Below are 13,386 nucleotides of genomic sequence, written 5' to 3'. Positions count from 1 at the left end.
TATGCTGTGCCCATGGGATCGCGTTCGAACGTCGTCATCGACGGAATCCGCCAGATGATCACGAGCGGCGAGCTCGTCGCGGGCTCGCGACTGCCGGTCGAGCGCGAACTCGGGGCGCGGCTCGGCGTCTCGCGCGGGCCGCTCCGCGAGGGCGTCCGCGCGCTGGTCGTGCTCGGCGTGCTCGAGACCCGGCAGGGCGACGGCACCTACGTGACCTCGCTCGAGCCGGGCCAGCTGCTCGAACCGCTCGGCATGCTCGCCGAACTCCAGAGCCCCGAGAACGCCGTCCACCTGCTCGGCGTGCGACGCGTGCTCGAGCCCGAGGCCGCGGCGCACGCGGCGCTCCGGATCAGCGACGACGAGCTCGCAGAGGCGCGTCGCATCCTCGAGCGCGGCGAGGCGATCCTGGCGGGCGGCGACGGCGACATCGACCTCGAGGCGACGATCGACGTCGACACCGAGTTCCACCGCGTCATCGCCAACGCGAGCGGAAACCCCGCGTTCGCGGCGCTCATCGACGCGCTCGTCGGCCGCACGGCGCGCGCACGGCTGTGGCGTGCCATCCACCAGCGCGGCGCGGTGCACGACACCCAGCGAGAGCACCGCGCCATCCTCGACGCGCTCGAGGCGCACGACCCGGACCGGGCGCGCATCCGCATGAGCGTGCACGTGCTCGGCGTCGAGGACTACACCGAGCGGCACGTCGACGAGCAGCCCGTCGACGACGCCGACTGACGTCTCAGGCATCGCGCACGAGCCCCCGGTCGGAGAGCGCCCGCCAGAACGCCTCGGGGATCTCGGCGCCGTACCGGGCGACCGTGCCGGCGACCTGGTCGGCGGTGCGCAGGCCCACCACGACCGAGACGACGGCCGGATGCCGCAGTGGGAAGGCCACGGCGGCCTCGGGCAGCGTCAGGCCGAACTCCTCGCAGACGTCGGCGATGGCGTTCGCGCGCGCGATCACCCCGGCCGGGGCGGGGCCGTAGTCGTACGTGGCGTCGGCGGCCGGGCGGGGCCTGGAGAGCAGGCCCGAGTTGTAGACGGCCGCGGCGACGATGCCGACGCCGCGCTCGGCGGCGAGGGGCATCAGGTCGTCGAGCGCACCCTGCTCGAGGAGCGTGTAGCGCCCGGCGAGCATGATGACGTCGACGTCGTGGCGGGCGACGAACTCGGCGGGCATCGCCGACTGGTTCATGCCGGCGCCGACGGCGCCGACGACGCCCTCGTCGCGGAGCTCGATGAGCGCCGGGATCGCCTCGGCGTGCGCCTGCGGGCCGTGATCGTCGGGGTCGTGCAGGTAGGCGATGTCGATGCGGTCGAGTCCGAGCCGCTCGAGGCTCTCCTCGACCGAGCGCCGGACGCCGTCGCGGCTGAAGTCCCATTCGCGGCGGAGCGTCGCGGGGACGGCGAAGCCGCCGTCATCCATCGTGCCCTCGGGGTACCCGCTCGGCACGAGCAGTCGTCCGACCTTCGTGGAGAGCACGAACTCCTCGCGCGGCCGATCGCGGAGCGCCTCGCCGAGGCGTCGCTCCGAGAGGCCCAGGCCGTAGTGGGGCGCCGTGTCGAAATAGCGGATGCCGGCATCCCAGGCCGCATCGACGGCCGCCCGCGCCTCGTCGTCGCCCGTCGGACGGTACAGGTTGCCGAGCTGCGCGGCGCCGAAGCCGAGTTCGGTGAGGGCAGCGCCGGACCGCAGGGTGCGACTCAACATCGAGGGACCTCCATGGGACGACAAGACTCCGTAAAGGTTAGATGATTTCGCGCGCGGATTCCATTTCTCTGTCAGAATGGACGGCAGCACGGCGCAAAGGTCTCCTCAATCGAGGCGCGTCGAACCACGGACATCCGCTTGGAGGATCAATGCTGACCGCCGCGTACACGGGCGACTCGACCATCACCGTCTCGGAGGCGGAGCCCCTTCCCCCGACACCCGGACAGGTGCAGCTCCGCGTCGCCTACGTGGGCCTCTGCGGCACCGACCTGCACATCCTGCACGGCAGCATGGATGCGCGCGTGCAGACTCCGCTCGTGTTCGGCCACGAGATGAGCGGCGAGATCGCGGCGCTCGGCGACGGCGTCTCGGGCTGGAACGTCGGCGACGCCGTGACCGTCATGCCGCTCGCCTGGGACGGCACGTGCCCCGCATGCCTCGCCGGCAACGAGCACATCTGCCAGAACCTCGACTTCATCGGCATCGACTCCCCCGGTGCGCTGCAGGCGTTCTGGAACGTGCCCGCCGAGGTGCTCGTCGCGCTGCCCCAGGGCATCGCCCTCGACGCCGCCGCGCTCGTCGAGCCCGTCGCGGTCGCCGTGCACGACGTGCGCCGCTCCGAGGTCGCGCCCGGCGAGAAGGCGGTCGTGATCGGCGGCGGCCCCATCGGGGTGCTCATCGCGACCGTCGCGCGCGCCTTCGGCGCCGAAGTCGCCGTCATCGAGCTCGACGCGAACCGTCGCGCGCAGATCGCCGACCTCGGCTTCGCGACGCTCGACCCGCGCGAGGTCGACCAGGTCGCCTGGGTCGAGGAGTGGACCGGGGGCGCCGGAGCCGACGTCGTGTTCGAGGTCTCGGGGGCGGCGGCCGCCGTGCTCGGCGCCACGTCGCTCGCCAAGGTGCGCGGCACGCTCGTCGTCGTCGCCATCCACCCGACGCCGCGCGAGATCGACCTGCAGCGGGTCTTCTGGCGGGAGCTCCGGATCCTCGGCGCACGCGTCTACCAGCGCACCGACTTCGAGCGGGCCGTCGAGCTCGTCGCCGACGGCACCATCCCGAGCGACCTGCTCATCACGAAGGTCGTGCCGCTCGCCGAGACGCGCGCCGCCTTCGACGACCTCGAGGGCGGTCGCGCCATGAAGGTGCTCGTCGACGTGCAGGCCGGTCAGCCCGCGAGCGGCGAGGACGCGGCGGCATGAGCGTCAGCTTCGACCTGACCGGCTCGACGGCGCTCGTCACGGGCGCCAAGCGCGGCATCGGCTTCGCCATGGCCGAGGCCCTCGCGGCTGCCGGTGCCGACATCATCGGCGTGAGCGCCACGCTCGAGCCCGAGGGAAGCGCCATCGCCGCCGCCGTCGCGGCCCACGGCCGCACCTTCGAGGCCCACGCCGTCGACTTCGCCGACCGCGACGCGGTCCTCGCCTTCGCCGAGTCGCTCCGCGGCCGCCGCATCGACGTCCTCGTGAACAACGCGGGCACGATCGAGCGGGCGCCCGCGGCGGAGCATCCGCTCGAACTGTGGGACCGCGTCGTCGAGGTGAACCTGTCGAGCCAGTTCGTGCTCACGCAGGCCGTCGCGCAGGGCATGCTCGAGCGCGGCCACGGCAAGGTGATCTTCACGGCGAGCCTGCTGAGCTTCCAGGGCGGCATCAACGTGCCCGGCTACGCGGCCGCGAAGTCCGGCATCGCCGGGCTCATCAAGGCGCTCGCGAACGAGTGGACCGCGAAGGGCGTCACCGTCAACGGCGTGGCGCCGGGCTACATCGCGACCGACAACACGCAGGCGCTGCGCGCCGACCCCGACCGCTCGAAGGCGATCCTCGACCGGATCCCCGCCGGACGCTGGGGCCGCGCCGACGACATCGCCGGCGCGACGGTCTTCCTCGCGTCGCCCGCAGCCGACTACGTGTCGGGCGTCATCCTCCCCGTCGACGGCGGATGGCTCGGCCGATGATCCTCGACGGCGAGCGGTTCGTCCCGGTGATCGTCCTCGACGATGCCGACCGGGCGGTCCCGGTCGCCGAGGCCCTGCGGCGCGGCGGCATCCGCTGCGCCGAGATCACGCTGCGCACCGCCGCAGGCATCGACGCGATCGCGGCGCTCCACGACCTGCCCGACTTCACCGTCGGCGCCGGCACGGTGCTGACGCCGGAGGAGGTGGACCGCGTCGTCGACGTCGGCGCCCGGTTCGTCGTGAGCCCCGGCCTTGCGGAGGACGTCGTCGCACGGGCGCTCGAACTCGGGGTCGACGTCGTGCCCGGCGTCGCGACGGCGACCGAGGTGCAGCGCGCGGTGCGGTCGGGCCTCACCCGCCTGAAGCTCTTCCCCGCGGGCCCGCTCGGCGGTCTCGGGCTGATCCGCGCGCTCGCGGGCCCGTTCCCCGATGTGCGGTTCCTCCCGAGCGGCGGCGTGAACGCGGCCAACGCCGCCGAGTACCTCGCCGACCCGAGCGTCTTCGCGGTGAGCGGCAGCTGGATGGCGACGCGCGAGCTCATCGCGGCGGGCGACGTCGACGCGATCGAGCGGCTGAGCCGCGAGGCCGTTGCGGCGGTGTCGCCGTGAGCGGCGCCCACGTCGCCGGCGGCACGCAGAGCGGAGACGCGAACGACAGGTCCACGGGCGGCGCCCGGGCGACCGGCACGCACGGCGTCCTGACGCTCGGCGAGGGCCTCGGGGTCCTCCGCACGCGCGGCCTTGGCACGCTCGCCCACGAGTCCGACCTCGTCGTCGGCACGGGCGGCGCCGAGGGCAACGTGGCGATCGGCCTCGCGCGCCTCGGCTCGCCCGTCACGTGGCTCGGCCGCGTCGGCGACGACGGGCTCGGCACGCGCGTCGTGCGCGAGCTGCGCGCCGAGGGCGTCACCGTCATCGCGTCGACGGATGCCGCGGCCACCGGCCTCCTCATCAAGGAGACGCCCGCGCCGGGCCGCACGGCCGTGACCTACCACCGCGCCGGGAGCGCCGGCAGCCGGCTCTCCCCCGCCGACCTGGACCTCGTCGACGTCGGCGCCTTCGACCTGCTGCACGTGACGGGCATCACGCCGGCGCTCTCGGCGACCGCGCGCGACGCGATGGACGCGGCCGTCGATCGCGCCCGGGCGGTCGGGGTGCCGGTCTCGTTCGACGTGAACCACCGCAGCTCGTTGTGGGCCGACGCGTCCGCGGCATCCGCTGCGTACCGCTCGATCGCGGCGCGGGCCGACCTCGTCTTCGCGGGGGTCGACGAGGCGGAGCTGGTGACCGGGCTCGTGGATTCCGGTGCGTCGCCCGCCGACCTCGCGCGGGCGATCGCCGAGCTCGGGCCCCGCGAGGTCGTCGTGAAGCTCGGCGAGGCGGGCGCGCTCGCCCTCGTCGACGGCGACGTGCACGAGCGCGCGGCGGTGCCGGTCGCCGTCGTCGACACCGTGGGAGCGGGCGACGCGTTCGTCGCCGGCTACCTCGCCGCCCGGCTCGACGGCGATGGCGTCGACGGGCGGCTCGACCTCGCGGTGCGCACCGGGGCCGCGGCGTGCACGCACCCGGGCGACTGGGAGGGCTTCCCGACCCGCCGCGACCTCGAGCGCCCGCTCGGCGACGACCCGGTCTCGCGCTGACGCGCCCGGTCTCGAGCTGAAGCCCCCGGTCTCGCGCTGAGCGCGGATCGGCCCGGCCCTCAGCCCAGCTGCAGCACGCCGTCGACCCGGCGCGGAATGCCCGTGTAGTCGTCGCGCAGCTCGGCCGGCAGCAGCGCCTCGGGCGCGTCCTGCCAGGCGAGCGGGCGCAGGAACCGCCGGATAGCGCTCACGCCGACGGAGGTGTGCTGCGAGTTCGTCGCGGGCCACGGCCCGCCGTGGTGCTGCGCCCACGAGACGCGCACGCCCGTCGGGTAGCCGTCGAACACGAGCCGGCCCACACGCGGCGCCAGTTCGCGCACGAGCGCAGCGACCGCGTCGGCGTCGGATGCCTCGCTGTGCACGGTCGCGGTGAGCGAGTCGGGCACGGCGTCGAGCGCCCGCACGATCTCGGTGTCGTCGTCGTAGCGGACGACCAGGATGAGCGGACCGAACGCCTCCTCGGTCACCTCCGGCGTGAGCGCGGACGCCGTCGTGGCGAGCACGGTCGGCACGGCCGTGAAGCCCGCGCCGGGGTCGGCGACGCCCTGCGCCAGGACCTCGACCGAGCCGTTCGCGACGAGGCGGTCGCGGATCTCGTCGAAGGAGGTCGCGATGCGCTCGTTGAGCAGCACGGAGCCCGCGGCATCCGTCGCCGTCGCGACCATGCGCGCCACGAGCGCGTCGCCCGCCTCGCCGGTCGGCACGAAGGCCACGCCCGGCTTCGTGCAGAACTGGCCGCTGCCGAGCGTGAACGAGCCGGAGAGGCCGTCGGCGATCGCCGCGCCGCGCGCCACCGCCGCGGCGGGCGTGATGATGAGCGGGTTGAGGCTCGACAGCTCGCCGTAGAACGGGATCGGGCGCGGGCGCTCGTCGATGAGCTCCATGAGCGCGCGTCCGCCGCCGAGCGACCCGGTGAAGCCGACGGCCTGCACGAGGGGGTGCGACACGAGCACGCGTCCGGCCCCGGTGCCGTACACGATGCCGATGAGCCCCTCGGGCGCGCCGTACGCCGCGGCGGCGTCGCGGAGCACGGCGTGCGTGGCCTTCGAGGTCTCGAGGTGCGAGGAGTGCGCCTTGAGCACGACGGCGTTGCCCGCCGCGAGCGCCGAGGCCGCGTCGCCGCCCGCGACCGAGAACGCGAACGGGAAGTTGCTCGAACCGAACACCGCGACGACGCCGAGCGGCACGAGCATGCGGCGGATCTCGGGCTGCGGGCCGAGCGCGGTCGTCGCGGCGTGGTCGATGGTCGCCTCGAGGACGCCGCCGTCGCGGAGCGCCGCGGCGAACATCCGGAACTGGAAGCTCGACCGGCCGACCTCGCCCGTGAGCCGGGGAAGGCCGAGCCCGGTCTCGCGGTCGGCGATGCCGGCGAGGTCGTCGCGGTTCGCGTCGAGCGCGTCGGCGAGCGCGTCGAGCAGTCCGGCGCGCCACAGGCGGTCGTGGGCGGATGCCGCGGCGTACGCGCCATCCGCAGCCCGGATGACGGCGTCGGCCTCCTCGGGCGTGCACGCGGCGATGCCGGTGGAGCGGGTCTCGCCGGTGCGGGGGTTCGTGCTGGTCAGCATCGTGGTCTCCGGGATCGAGGGTCGGTCAGCGGGTTCGGAGCGGGTCAGCGCAGCAGGCCGCGCGCGATGAGGGAACGGTAGAGCGCGTCGATGCCGAACGTCCACGGTTCGGCCGCGTCGGTCGAACGCACGCGGTTCACGAGCGCGCCGAGCCGCGGCTCGGCGATGCGCACGACGTCGCCGTCGCGGTGCGTGAAGCCGCGACCGGGCACGTCGCGGTCGTCGACGGGCGCGAACATCGTGCCGAGGTAGAGCACGAAGCCGTCGGGGTACTGGTGGTGCGCGCCGACGACCTGGCCGACGAGGTCGACGGGGTCGCGGCTGATGCGGGCGAGCTCGCTCGTGCCGTCGAGGCGGTAGCCCTCCTCGCCGTCGATCGACAGGCGCACGACCGACGCGCGCAGGTCGTCGATGCCGTAGCCGTCGTCGAAGAGGCGGATGAGCGGGCCGAGCGAGGCCGAGGCGTTGTTGTCCTTCGCTTTGCCGAGGAGCAGCGCGCTTCGACCTTCGACGTCGCGCAGGTTCACGTCGTTGCCGAGGCTCGCGCCGACGATGCGCCCCGTCGAGCTCACGACGAGCACGACCTCGGGCTCGGGGTTGTTCCACTGCGAGGCGGGGTGCACGCCGACGTCGACGCACGGACCGACGGTCGCGAGCACGGGCGCCTTGGTGAAGACCTCGGCGTCGGGGCCGATGCCGACCTCGAGGTACTGGCTCCACCAGCCGCGCTCGATGAGCAGTGCCTTGAGCGCGGCGGCCTCCTCGGAACCCGGCTTCAGGGCGTCGAGGGAGCCGCCGATGGTCGCGAGGATCTCGGCGCGGATCGACGCCGCGGCGTCCTGGTCGCCGCGCGCCCGCTCCTCGATGACGCGCTCGAGCATCGAGACCGGGAAGGTCACGCCCGCCGCCTTCACGACGTGCAGGTCGATGGGCGAGAGCAGCCACGGTCGCGCCGGGTCGCGCGTCTCGGGCGGGGTGTTCGCGACGAGGTCGTCGAGGCTGCCGAGCACCGGGCCGTCGGCCGCGGCGAGCGCCGCCACCGGGTCGGCGTGCTCGGTGAGCGCGCGCATGGTCGGGAACGCGCGCGACACGTCGACGACGCCCTCGGGGCGCAGCACGACGACGCTCGGGCCGTCGGCGGTCCAGGCGCGACCGACGAGGGTCGCTATCTCGGCGTCGTCGGGCAGGATGCCGCGGGCGTCGGGCCAGGTCGTGGTGGTGCTCGTCATGGTTCCGGTGGATCCTGTCTCGTCGGTCCGGTGGGGGCGTGCGTCGGTCGGTGCGCGTCAGCGCCGGTGGAAGACGCCCGCGCGCTTCTCGGCGAAGGCCGCCCGCCCCTCGTGCGCATCGGCGGTGGCGAAGGTCACGGTCTGCAGGTCGCGCTCGTAGCGCATGGCCTCGTCCTGGGTCATGTTGAACGCCGCGCGCAGGTTCGCCTTGGCGGTCTCGGCCGCGATCGGCGGACGGGAGGCGATGACCCGGGCGAGCTCGACGGCGCGCGCGACGAGCCGCTCGGGCTCGACGAGCTCGCTCACGAGCCCCCAGCGGAGCGCCGTCTCGGCGTCGATCGGGTCGCCCGTCATGAGCATCGCGGCCGCGTTCGACGGGCCGATCGAGTGCGCGAGGAACGTCGACATGCCGCCGCCGCCGATCCAGCCGAGCTTGATCTCGGGTGCCGCGAAGCTTGCGGTCGTCGAGGCGAGGCGGATGTCGCAGATGAGCGAGGTCTCGAGCCCGCCGCCGAACGCGTACCCGTTGATCGCGGCGATCACGGGCTTCCGCGCATCGCGGATCGCGTCGCAGTAGTCGGTGCGGTTCCGGAACTCCCACGGCGTGGCATACGTGTCGAGCGTGCGGATGTCGGAGCCGGCGCAGAAGGCCCGCTCGCCAGCACCCGTGAGGACGATCGCGCGGACCTCGTCCGCGGCATCCGCCCACTCGACGACCTCGACGAGCGCGTACGACATCTCGGGCGTGACCGAGTTGAGCTTCTCGGGCCGGTCGATCGTGATGATCGCGACGTGGCCGTCGACGTCGAGGCGGATGTTCGGGCTGGACGGCTCCATCAGAGCACGCTCCTTTCGCGGGCGAGCGCGTCGAACGCGCGGTCGAGGTCGGCGAGCGCCGCGTCGGCCGGCCCGCCGTCGAGCAGCGCTCGGCGCAGGACGGCCGAGGCCTCGGACTGGAAGGGGATGTACCCGGGCACGCGCGGGCGCACCCAGGCGTCCTCGATCGTCGCGAGCGTGTCGCGGTAGAAGTCGCCGGATGCCGCGTTCACGGCGTCGTCGGTCCAGGCGCTCCGGAGCCCGGGCTGACCGGCGTGCTCGGGGATGAAGCCGCGCTGGGTCTCGGCGTCGAGCAGGCCCGCGAGGTGCGCGACGAGTGCAGCGTCGGGCGTGCAGCGCGACGAGATCGCGATGCCCGTGCCGCCGATGGTCGAGCCGCGCCGCCCGCCGGGGGTCGCCGCCGGCGCGTCGTCGAAGCGCAGCGCGCCCGGTCCCGAGGCGTAGTTCACGTAGCCGTAGACGAGCGGGATGTAGGCGATGTCGCGGTCGCGGCGCATGCGTTCGAGCAGGCCGATCGGATTCAGCCCGGCCGTGCCCTCGGGCGCGCGTGCCGCGAGCCGTGCCATGAGGTCGTACGCCCGCGCGCCGAGTTCCGGGGCGACGACGCCCGCGCCGGGTTCGGTCGCGGGGGCGACGCCGTCTGCCGCGCCGAGCGCGACGCAGATCGACGCGAACGACAGGAACGCGTGCGGGCCCGCGAGGCTCAGCGCGACGGGCGCGGTGTTCGAGAGCTCCACGACCGCGGACCAGGTCTGCGGCGCCGCGGGCACGAGCTCGGGCACGCGCACGGCGACCTGCGTGGCGGCATCGAGCGGCAGCGCCCAGAACCGGCCGTCGAGCGTGTACGACGCCGTGCTCGGGCCGACCGCGCCCGCACGCACGCGATCGAGGAACGCCGGGTCGAAGACCTCGTCGAGCGGGCGGATCGCGCCGCCCGCCAGGGCGTCGCCGAGGTGCGGATGGTCGAGCACGATCACGTCGTAGCGTTCCGCGAGGTCCTCGATCGGGCTCGACTCGAAGCCCTCGAGGGAGTGCACGTCCCAGTCGATGAGCGGCCCGCCCGCGGCATCCGTCGCCGTCTCGGCCGCGTGCTCGAGCGCGAGGCGCCCGCGCGGGTGGTCCCACGTCAGCCCGCGGTACCGGGCCATCACGCGCTCGCGGCGACCGGCGCCGTCTCGGTCGCGCGCGCCGCGCCCGAGGCGAGCAGCGCGTCGATCGCGGCCTCCTCGAAGCCGGCCTCGCGCAGCACCTCGCGCGTGTGCTCGCCGACCCGCGGCGCACCGCGGTACACCTGCGGCGGCGTCTCCGAGAAGCGGTACGGGAAGCCCGGCGTCTTCACGAGCCCCTCGGTCGGGTGCTCGTACTCGATGAATGTGCCGTTGTGCACGACCTGCGGGTCGTCGACGAGTCCGGCGTAGTCGTTCACCGGGCCGATCCACATGCCGGCACCGCCGAGCAGGTCGATCCAGTACGCGGCGCTGTTCTGCTTCAGCTTCGCGGCGGTCTTGGCGTGGATCTCGTCGCGGCGGGTCCAGCCCTCGACCTCGCTCGACCAGCCCTCGAACGACGGCTCCTCGATGAGGCGGCCGAGTTCGTGCAGGTCGGCGAACGCGAGCGCGACGTAGCCGTCGCTCGTCTCGAAGACGCCGTACGGCGCGCGGATGTACACGTGCGCGTGCGGCTCGGCCGACCGCTGCTGGGCCTTGCGGCCGACCGTGAACACCGACAGCTCCTGCATCTGCAGGGTCGTGAGCGCATCGAGCATGTTGACGGTCACGAGCTGGCCCTCGCCGGTGCGCTCGCGGTGGAGCAGCGCGGCGAGCACGCCCTCGAACGCGGTCGACGCGGTGATCGCGTCGGCGAGGTACTGCCCGGCGGGCGAGGGCTCGTCGCCGTCGCGGCCGGCCGAGTACATGGCGCCCGACATGGCCTGGAGCAGCAGGTCCTGGCCGGGGCGGTCGCGGTAGGGGCCGTCCTCGCCGTACCCCGAGATCGACACGTAGACGATGGACGGGTTGATGGCCTTCAGCGACTCGTAGTCGACGCCGAGTCGCGCGGCGACGCCCGGCCGGTAGTTCTGGAGGAACACGTCGGCACCCGCGACGAGCTCGCGGAGCGCCGCCTTGCCCTCGGGCGCCTTGAGGTCGAGCGCGACCGAGCGCTTGTTGCGGTTCAGCGACAGGAACGACACGTTGATCTCGTTGCCCGCGGCGCCGCCCGCGGCCGCGTGGCGCTGCCACTCGCCCGTCGTGGGCTCGACCTTGATGACGTCGGCGCCGAGATCGCCGAGGCGCTGCGCCGCGAACGGCCCCGCCATGGCGATCGAGCAGTCGAGCACGCGGTAGCCGGCGAGCACGCCGTGGTTCTGGTCCTGGGTCACGCTGATCCCTCGTTCTGGTCGGCGGCGCCGGCATCGGCCGGGCCGTGGACGGCGACCTCGGCGCCGCCGGCGGCGGCGCTCCGCAGCATCGCGTCGATGAGCTCGACGGAGCGGGCCGCGACATCCGCATCGGAGTTGTTCTCGGTGCTCGCGCCGGTGATGAGGTCGATGAAGCGGTTGGGCGGCACGATGCACTCGTAGGCACCGGCGCCGGGTTCGATGTCGAGGTCCCACTGCTGCCCGTCGTAGCGGTGCAGGGAGACGCGCTCGCGCTCGGTGTCGAGGAGCAGCACGCCCTCGGTGCCGAAGATGCGGAGGTCGACCTGGTACGGGTTGCCGTCGGGCAGCGTCGCCGCGCCCGAGAGCGAACCGAGCGCTCCGCCGTCGAAGGTGATCACGGCGGCGTCGAACAGGTCGACGGCGGCGCCGCCGTTCGAGACCTTGGCCATGACGGATGCCGCGCGCAGCTCGCTCAGCCAGAACAGCAGGGCGCTCGAGTGCGTGACCTGCCCGTGCGCGTACCCGCCGCCGCGCGACGGCGACTGCCAGGTGCGCGGGTCGGGCCCGCTGGTCTTGGAGTCCCACAGCGAGCGGATGTGGTTCGTGTCGCCCGCGAAGAGGCCGCGCGTCGGGGAGGCCATGTGGCAGAGCACGTGCTGGATCTCGCCGAGGTGCCCGGCCTCGACGAGGCGCTTGGCCTCGATCGTGAACGGCTTGTAGTTCCAGCCGTACGGGGCGAGGAAGTGCACGCCCGCGGCGCGGACCCGGTCGGCGAGGTCCCAGCCCTGCTCGGCCGTGAGCGTCACGGGCTTCTCGACGAGCACGTGCAGGCCGCGCTCGATCGCGGCGACGGCCTGCGGGTGGTGCAGGTCGTGGGGGGTCGTGATCACGACCGCGTCGAGGTCCTGGTCGAGGAGCTCGTCGTAGTCGTTCGTCGCCATGCCGAAGCCGAACTGCTCGCGCACGTCGTCGAGCTCGGGCCCGATGCCGCAGACGCCGACGAGCTCGACGTCCTCGCGGCCGGCGAAGATCGGGAAGTGGTTGCTCGTCGCCCACCAGCCGGCGCCCACGGCGCCGAGGCGCACCCGCCCGCTCATCGGACGAGGCTCCAGCGACGACGCCCCGCGGCATCCGCCTGCTCGGTCACGACGCCGCGCGCCGCGAGCCGTTCGAGGTTGCCCGTCACCGGGAAGACCGCGTAGTCGAGGGCCTCGGGCGGCCACGGGCCGAGCTCGGCGCCCGCCGCGCGGACGAGTTCGAGCGTCGTGCGCGGGCCGTCAGCGGCATCCAGCACGCCCGCGAGCACCTCGTCGATGCGCTCGGTGTACGCCTCGCTCTCGTCGAGGAACTCCCGCACCGCGGCGCCCTCGTAGACCGGGTAGTGCGCGGTGAGCAGCAGGTCGGCGTCGAGGTCGCGGAAGGCCGAGAGGCTCGCGACGTACGGGTCGGTGTCGCGGTACGTGGGCGGGAAGGCGGCGCGCCCGTCGGCGTAGGGCACGGTGGTCCCGAGCGTCGCGTCGCCGATCAGGAGCGCGCGGCTCTCGGGGTCGTGCACGGCGACGTGGCCGGGGCTGTGGCCGGGCGCGTGCAGGACCCGCACGGTCCGTCCGCCGAGGTCGAACTCCTCGCCGCCCTCGACCCGACGGTCGACGGGGACCAGGTCGGAGACGCTCCGGAGGTAGGCGGTCGTCTCGGGCGGGTCGTCGAACCCGTCGGTCTCGCGGAACTCGCCGTAGCGCACGTCGATGAGCCGCTGCACGTCCTCGACGAGGTCGGTGTCGAGGTCGTGCGCGACGATCTCGACCGACGGGATCGCGGCCTTCAGCGCACCGTTGCCGCCCGTGTGGTCGAAGTCGCAGTGCGTGTTCACGGCCCAGCGCAGCTTCTCGCGCGGGATGCCGGCCTCGTCGAGGTACGGCAGCAGCGTCTCGGTGATGCTCTCGCGGATGCCCGTGTCGACGAGCAGCGCGGCGTCGTCGCCCACGAGCAGGTAGAGCGCGACGAAGCGCTCGCCGAGCGGCGCCTGCACGCGGTGCAGGCCCGGCCTGATCTCCATCTGGATCCCCTCGTT

13 protein-coding genes are annotated in these 13,386 nt (G+C 73.7%); 5 read left to right on the top strand and 8 right to left on the bottom strand.

Annotated features, from left to right (window positions below):
• Positions 1-12 precede the first annotated feature (12 nt).
• Positions 13-735, top strand: a complete 723-nt coding sequence (locus ACQ393_RS01685) for a FadR/GntR family transcriptional regulator (RefSeq protein WP_430645080.1) — start codon at positions 13-15, stop codon at positions 733-735.
• Between the two features lie 4 nt (positions 736-739).
• Here the strand turns inward: ACQ393_RS01685 and ACQ393_RS01680 are convergent, their stop codons facing one another.
• On the bottom strand, positions 740-1,711 hold the full coding sequence (locus tag ACQ393_RS01680) for an aldo/keto reductase (RefSeq protein WP_430645079.1): 972 nt from the start codon (positions 1,709-1,711) through the stop codon (positions 740-742).
• A 149-nt stretch (positions 1,712-1,860) separates the two neighbouring features.
• On the opposite strand from ACQ393_RS01680, the gene ACQ393_RS01675 reads away from it, so the two are divergent.
• The 4 genes from ACQ393_RS01675 to ACQ393_RS01660 are packed head-to-tail and all read left to right on the top strand — an operon-like array spanning position 1,861 to position 5,304.
• Positions 1,861-2,910, top strand: coding sequence for a zinc-dependent alcohol dehydrogenase (locus ACQ393_RS01675; protein ID WP_430645078.1), 1,050 nt, complete (start codon positions 1,861-1,863; stop codon positions 2,908-2,910).
• On the top strand, positions 2,907-3,665 hold the full coding sequence (locus ACQ393_RS01670; protein ID WP_430645077.1) for an SDR family oxidoreductase: 759 nt from the start codon (positions 2,907-2,909) through the stop codon (positions 3,663-3,665). Before ACQ393_RS01675 ends, ACQ393_RS01670 begins: the two co-directional genes overlap by 4 nt.
• Positions 3,662-4,273: a bifunctional 4-hydroxy-2-oxoglutarate aldolase/2-dehydro-3-deoxy-phosphogluconate aldolase gene (gene eda, locus ACQ393_RS01665; RefSeq protein WP_430645076.1), complete on the top strand. Its 612-nt coding sequence runs from the start codon at positions 3,662-3,664 to the stop codon at positions 4,271-4,273. Before ACQ393_RS01670 ends, eda begins: the two co-directional genes overlap by 4 nt.
• Positions 4,270-5,304 carry a sugar kinase gene (locus ACQ393_RS01660; RefSeq protein ID WP_430645075.1) on the top strand — a complete coding sequence of 345 codons (1,035 nt, stop codon included), beginning with the start codon at positions 4,270-4,272 and terminating at the stop codon, positions 5,302-5,304. Before eda ends, ACQ393_RS01660 begins: the two co-directional genes overlap by 4 nt.
• A 59-nt stretch (positions 5,305-5,363) precedes the next feature.
• Here the strand turns inward: ACQ393_RS01660 and ACQ393_RS01655 are convergent, their stop codons facing one another.
• The 7 genes from ACQ393_RS01655 to ACQ393_RS01625 are packed head-to-tail and all read right to left on the bottom strand — an operon-like array spanning position 5,364 to position 13,371.
• On the bottom strand, positions 5,364-6,869 hold the full coding sequence (locus ACQ393_RS01655; protein WP_430645074.1) for an aldehyde dehydrogenase family protein: 1,506 nt from the start codon (positions 6,867-6,869) through the stop codon (positions 5,364-5,366).
• Positions 6,870-6,913: 44 nt separating this feature from the next.
• Positions 6,914-8,098, bottom strand: a complete 1,185-nt coding sequence (locus ACQ393_RS01650; RefSeq protein ID WP_430645073.1) for a fumarylacetoacetate hydrolase family protein — start codon at positions 8,096-8,098, stop codon at positions 6,914-6,916.
• A 57-nt stretch (positions 8,099-8,155) separates the two neighbouring features.
• Positions 8,156-8,935, bottom strand: a complete 780-nt coding sequence (locus tag ACQ393_RS01645) for an enoyl-CoA hydratase/isomerase family protein (RefSeq protein WP_430645072.1) — start codon at positions 8,933-8,935, stop codon at positions 8,156-8,158.
• Complete coding sequence (locus ACQ393_RS01640; RefSeq protein WP_430645071.1) at positions 8,935-10,083, bottom strand: hypothetical protein; 1,149 nt, start codon at positions 10,081-10,083, stop codon at positions 8,935-8,937. Before ACQ393_RS01640 ends, ACQ393_RS01645 begins: the two co-directional genes overlap by 1 nt.
• The gene (locus ACQ393_RS01635) at positions 10,083-11,315 is read right to left on the bottom strand and encodes a CaiB/BaiF CoA transferase family protein (RefSeq protein ID WP_430645070.1); all 1,233 of its coding nucleotides are present in this window, start codon (positions 11,313-11,315) and stop codon (positions 10,083-10,085) included. Before ACQ393_RS01635 ends, ACQ393_RS01640 begins: the two co-directional genes overlap by 1 nt.
• Positions 11,312-12,412 (bottom strand): Gfo/Idh/MocA family protein, encoded by a 1,101-nt coding sequence (locus ACQ393_RS01630; RefSeq protein ID WP_430645069.1) that lies wholly within the window; start codon positions 12,410-12,412, stop codon positions 11,312-11,314. The genes ACQ393_RS01635 and ACQ393_RS01630 overlap by 4 nt, the downstream gene beginning before the upstream one ends.
• On the bottom strand, positions 12,409-13,371 hold the full coding sequence (locus tag ACQ393_RS01625; RefSeq protein WP_430645068.1) for an MBL fold metallo-hydrolase: 963 nt from the start codon (positions 13,369-13,371) through the stop codon (positions 12,409-12,411). The genes ACQ393_RS01630 and ACQ393_RS01625 overlap by 4 nt, the downstream gene beginning before the upstream one ends.
• Positions 13,372-13,386 lie beyond the last annotated feature (15 nt).

Source organism: Agromyces sp. GXS1127, assembly GCF_050565425.1.
Taxonomy (GTDB): Bacteria; Actinomycetota; Actinomycetes; order Actinomycetales; family Microbacteriaceae; genus Agromyces.
Note: the sequence above shows the minus strand (reverse complement) of the source record. Positions and strands in the feature narration are given on the sequence as shown.

Excerpts from the sequence above, each read along its gene's own strand:
- ACQ393_RS01685 (WP_430645080.1), top strand. The coding sequence starts at position 13 with ATGGGATCGCGTTCGAACGTCGTCATCGACGGAATCCGCCAGATGATC.
- ACQ393_RS01680 (WP_430645079.1), bottom strand. The coding sequence starts at position 1,711 with ATGTTGAGTCGCACCCTGCGGTCCGGCGCTGCCCTCACCGAACTCGGC.
- ACQ393_RS01675 (WP_430645078.1), top strand. The coding sequence starts at position 1,861 with ATGCTGACCGCCGCGTACACGGGCGACTCGACCATCACCGTCTCGGAG.
- ACQ393_RS01670 (WP_430645077.1), top strand. The coding sequence starts at position 2,907 with ATGAGCGTCAGCTTCGACCTGACCGGCTCGACGGCGCTCGTCACGGGC.
- eda (WP_430645076.1), top strand. The coding sequence starts at position 3,662 with ATGATCCTCGACGGCGAGCGGTTCGTCCCGGTGATCGTCCTCGACGAT.
- ACQ393_RS01655 (WP_430645074.1), bottom strand. The coding sequence starts at position 6,869 with ATGCTGACCAGCACGAACCCCCGCACCGGCGAGACCCGCTCCACCGGC.
- ACQ393_RS01650 (WP_430645073.1), bottom strand. The coding sequence starts at position 8,098 with ATGACGAGCACCACCACGACCTGGCCCGACGCCCGCGGCATCCTGCCC.
- ACQ393_RS01645 (WP_430645072.1), bottom strand. The coding sequence starts at position 8,935 with ATGGAGCCGTCCAGCCCGAACATCCGCCTCGACGTCGACGGCCACGTC.
- ACQ393_RS01640 (WP_430645071.1), bottom strand. The coding sequence starts at position 10,083 with ATGGCCCGGTACCGCGGGCTGACGTGGGACCACCCGCGCGGGCGCCTC.
- ACQ393_RS01630 (WP_430645069.1), bottom strand. The coding sequence starts at position 12,412 with ATGAGCGGGCGGGTGCGCCTCGGCGCCGTGGGCGCCGGCTGGTGGGCG.
- ACQ393_RS01625 (WP_430645068.1), bottom strand. The coding sequence starts at position 13,371 with ATGGAGATCAGGCCGGGCCTGCACCGCGTGCAGGCGCCGCTCGGCGAG.